This window comes from Microvirga sp. P5_D2 (assembly GCF_054049475.1).
Genome location: NZ_JBFUMH010000272.1, coordinates 1 through 4145, shown reverse-complemented (window position 1 = coordinate 4145; position 4145 = coordinate 1). Strand labels below are relative to the sequence as shown.

The 4145-nt window shown below is 60.2% G+C and carries 5 protein-coding genes and 1 pseudogene; all 6 read right to left on the bottom strand.

Annotated elements, in window-relative coordinates:
• Positions 1–207 (bottom strand): annotated as a pseudogene (locus ACXJKO_RS30170) (branched-chain amino acid ABC transporter permease); the annotation flags it as partial.
• Entirely contained in the window at positions 207–1403 is a 1197-nt protein-coding gene (locus tag ACXJKO_RS30165; RefSeq protein WP_457094704.1) for an ABC transporter substrate-binding protein, read from the bottom strand. The gene ACXJKO_RS30165 and the pseudogene ACXJKO_RS30170, both read right to left, overlap by 1 nt.
• Before the next feature lie 12 nt (positions 1404–1415).
• Positions 1416–2174, bottom strand: a complete 759-nt coding sequence (locus ACXJKO_RS30160; RefSeq protein WP_457094703.1) for an ABC transporter ATP-binding protein — start codon at positions 2172–2174, stop codon at positions 1416–1418.
• Positions 2171–2986 carry an ABC transporter ATP-binding protein gene (locus ACXJKO_RS30155; protein WP_457094702.1) on the bottom strand — a complete coding sequence of 272 codons (816 nt, stop codon included), beginning with the start codon at positions 2984–2986 and terminating at the stop codon, positions 2171–2173. Before ACXJKO_RS30155 ends, ACXJKO_RS30160 begins: the two co-directional genes overlap by 4 nt.
• Entirely contained in the window at positions 2983–3696 is a 714-nt protein-coding gene (locus ACXJKO_RS30150) for a TetR/AcrR family transcriptional regulator (protein WP_457094701.1), read from the bottom strand. Before ACXJKO_RS30150 ends, ACXJKO_RS30155 begins: the two co-directional genes overlap by 4 nt.
• 217 nt (positions 3697–3913) lie before the next feature.
• On the bottom strand, positions 3914–4145 hold a 232-nt coding region (locus ACXJKO_RS30145; protein ID WP_457091306.1), incomplete at its 5' end, for a transposase.

The window sequence follows — 4145 nt, the reverse complement described above, 5'->3', positions numbered from 1 at the left end:
GGCCACGGCAGTCGCCGCCACGATCGGGAGCCCGAAGTCGACATTCGCGATCCAGGCGAAGTATGCGCCGGCCGTAGCCAGCGCACCAATCGCAAAGTTCGGGAACCTCAACACCGCGAAAATGGCGCTGAAGCCTATTGCCGGAATCGCCAGAAGCGCTCCGGCAATCACGCCATTGATGAGGGCTTGAAGAACCGCGTCGAACATCACGCGATCTTCAGCAGAGTGATCTTGCCGCCCTTGACCTGCTCATAACGGAACTTGGCATCCGTGATGTCACCGATATCGGTGAAATCGCACGGGCCGGAAGCGCCGTCGTAATCAACCTTCTTGCCGTCTGCGATGAGCTTCAGGCCGTCGACGGCATTTTCGACACGCTCGCCGCCACCTTGAGAGACCTTGCGAATGTTATCCTTGATTACCGTGCCCGTATCACCCTTGCCGACAGCCAGCGCCATCGCGATCAGGTTGAGGTGATCGTAAACCTGGCAGCTATAGGTATCGGGCGTATCGATGCCGAGCAGGCGCGCAACGCTCTTGTAGGCGTTGCTGCCTTCCGCCGGGGACGGCGCCAGGGTGTAGATGCCCTCGCTCACGTCGCCGGGCAGCGCGTCCACGAGCTGCTTGTTCACGGCATAGGCGAAACCGTACAGGTTGCCGCGGAAGCTGGCGCGGTAAAGGTCACGCACGAGAACGGCCGTGTCGTTCGTGTATCCGCCCATGACGATGGCGTCGGGCTTGCTGCGCAGCACCTGGTCCACTTCGGTGCGAAGCGTTGTCTTCTTGTCGTCGTAGATGAGCGAGCTCGTCTTGCCGCCCGCAGCCGTCACGACCTTCGACAGAGAAGCGTACTGAGACTCGGTGAAGGGCGTCTGCGGCGAGACGAAAGCCACATTCTTGTTGTTGTTGCCGAGCGCGAACTCGCCGAACTTGACGCCCTGGAGACTCGTGGTCGGCTGCGTGCGGATCAGGAAGCCCTGATGGGGAAGCTGCGTGATGGACTCAGCGCCCGATACGGTGGAGAGGAACACGCCCGACTGCGAGCACACAGGCGCAACCGCCGTCGTCACCGACGAAGCCCAGGTGCCGATGATCGCCGAGACCTTGTCGATATCGATGAGCTTGCGCGCTGCGCGCAGGCCTGCCTCGGGGCTGGTCTGATCGTCTTCCGAGATGATGAGCAACTCGCGGCCATTAACGCCGCCTGCCTTGTTGATTTCCTCGGCGGCCTTCTTCACGGCGTTCGCCATGGCAGGCCCATAGGATCCGCCCGAACCCGTCAGTGGCGTCAGGGTTCCAAGCTTGATGGGTCCGGTCTGGGCCCGCAGGACTGCCGGCATCGCCATCGTGCCTGCGACGACCAGGCCGGCGCCAAGAATATGTCTGCGCGTGAAGTCGGTCATTGATCTTCCTCTCTAGTGACGCTGTGAACCGGATTGCATGTCCACCCCGGTCGGTTTGGTGGCGCGCCCGCCCAGGAAAAGCCGGCGAATATCGGGATTGTTGGCGACGGCATCGGCTGTGCCGTCGAGATGGTTGCGTCCATCGACGAGCACATAGGCGCGGTCGGAGACTTCGAGGGACTCCAATGCGTTCTGCTCGACCATGAGGATCGCGATACCCTCGTTGGCGATGCGGCGGATGTACTCGAAAAGCTCATGGGCCGCCTTCGGGCTAAGACCAGCCGTGGGCTCGTCGAGCAACAGCGCGCGCGGCTTTCCCATGAGGGCCATGGCCATGGCCAGAATCTGGCGCTGGCCGCCGGACAAACTCTTTGCCGAGATACGGCGCTTCTCGAACAGCATGGGGAAGCGCGCATAAGCCTCCTCCATTCGGCTCTTCGATGCACTGCGCTCGAACAGGCAGCTGACTTCCAGGTTCTCAGCAATCGACAGCGTGCCGAAGACATTGCGCTCCTGCGGCACGAAGCCGAGACCCGCTTTCGCAATCATCTGCGGCGATTGCCTTGTGATGTCCGTGTCGCCGATCATGACCTTGCCCTGCGAAGGAGAGAGCAATCCGGAGATCAGTTTCAGCGCGGTCGATTTTCCTGCGCCGTTCGGGCCGATGATCGTAACCACCTCGCCCGCATCCGCACTTAATGCGACGCCCTTCACGATATGCTCGGCGGAGGCATAGCCGCCGACGATGCCCGTGACATCAAGCAATCTCATCTGCGGCCTCCAAGGTACGCATCTTGAACTTCATGGTTCTCACGCACCTCATCGAAGGTGCCTTCCGCCAGGGTCCGACCCTGCGCCATCACGATCACGCGCTCACAGATGCGTTCGATCAGCGCCATGTCGTGCTCGATGAGCAGAACGGGTACGCCTTCCGACACGAGCGAGAGCAGATGATCTCCGATCTCCTCCGCGAGGGTTGGGTTCACGCCTGCCGCCGGCTCGTCGAAGAGGATCATGCGCGGCTCGGCCATGAGCGCGCGCCCGATCTCGAGGAGCTTCTTCTGGCCGCCTGAGAGATCCGTCACCTTGTTGTCGATGACATGCGCCAACCGCAGACGAGTGGCAATCGACAGCGCTTTCTCGGCAAGTTCCGCTTCACGCCGGCGCGCGCTGGCGGATCCGATCAGCGCCGTCGCAATGCTCTCGCCGGGCTGCTGCGCGCCATAGACCATGAGGTGTTCGAAAACCGTGAGCTTGGGAAAGCCGCGCGCGATCTGGAATGTCCGCACAAGACCGAGACGCGTAATGAGGTGTGGGCTCAGGCGCGCGATGGGCTTACCCATGAAACTGATGGCCCCAGAATCCGGCTTGTAGAGGCCGGAAATGACGTTGAACATCGTCGTCTTTCCGGCGCCGTTAGGCCCGATCAGGCCTGTAACGATTCCGGGTTGAATCCGAAACGACGCTCCATCGAGAGCCTTCAGGCCTCCGAATGCGAGGCGGACATCCTTCACCGTCAGAGGATGCGCAGACGCCTCCTGAACGTTCGGCGATTGTACCTCTGCATGTGTGTGCATATTCATCGCCCCTTCCCTATTCTTTGACGACTCGACTTCTTTGGGGCGACCTCGAGATCAGAGAAACTCTGCCTCGCTTGACCTGGACTCACGGAACGATCGCCGCTCCTCGATACGAATTCGCCGCGCATCTTTTCCTTCCAGAAATTGAGAAGCGCGTTGAAGTATTCCGGGTCATCCCTCACTGCTGACTGGGCGAGCATTCCGCGGATCAGACACATCGTGGAGTTCATGAGATTGAGCGCATGCCCCACTTCGACACCGGCCTGCTCAGCAAGCTCGRCCCAAACGGAGTTGAGCCCCAGGTGAAACTCCTTGACGACAGGGATGATGCGCTTATGGAATTCCGGATTGTGCCGCGCCTCGGGCAGGTACTCCAGGGTGACGTAGAACAGACGATCGCTCATCAGCCGCCACAGGTAATCGACGATCTCGTCGGAGCTCCCGCCCGACTGGCGTATTTCTGCAGCCATTGCATGGAGGCTGTTCGTGGCATTGCGAAGCTGGTGAGAAACGGCAGCCGCGATGATTTCTTCTTTAGAGCTGAAGTGATGCGTCAGCGCTCCGCGGGAAACGCCCGCGATCTCAGCAATGTCTGACGTGGACATGCGATAGAGGCCACGATCATGCAGCAGATCGATGGTCGCGTTGAGTAGCTTGAGCGTGGTGTCAGCGCTACGCTCCTGCTGCGTTCGTCTCTTCGTGCTGCCTGCCATTGCCATTTCCGTAAGGGAAGGCAAACATCAGCCGATAGATAGAAACCGTCAATCCTGTTTGTTAGTCAAACAGGCCCAACTTTTGGACTAGATGCGCCAGTTTAGGGCAAACGCGGTGCAATCGCGCAGATCGCACGATCAGCGAAGGCAAGTTAAGACCGTTTTCATCCTATCACCTGAGCGGGATCCTCAAGGGCAGGGCTAGAGCAACGGGCATTCAGACGAATCCATATCCGGCAGCGGTGAAGTAGTTGCGGCATGCGTCGGGCTCGACCAGATCGCAAATGTCGCCGATGGCGTGCCAGAGCGCCTCAACGGTTCGGGCTTCGGCTGTGCGCAAGTGCGCTTTGATCTGGGAGAAGACCTGCTCAATCGGGTTCAAATCCGGACTGTACGGTGGCAGGAACAGGAACCAGGCGCCTCTTTGCTTCAGGCAGTGTACGGCCTTC

What these genes read in the sequence shown, in the direction of transcription:
- ACXJKO_RS30165 (WP_457094704.1), bottom strand. Translation starts at nt 1,403, where the DNA reads ATGACCGACTTCACGCGCAGACATATTCTTGGCGCCGGCCTGGTCGTC.
- ACXJKO_RS30160 (WP_457094703.1), bottom strand. Translation starts at nt 2,174, where the DNA reads ATGAGATTGCTTGATGTCACGGGCATCGTCGGCGGCTATGCCTCCGCC.
- ACXJKO_RS30155 (WP_457094702.1), bottom strand. Translation starts at nt 2,986, where the DNA reads ATGAATATGCACACACATGCAGAGGTACAATCGCCGAACGTTCAGGAG.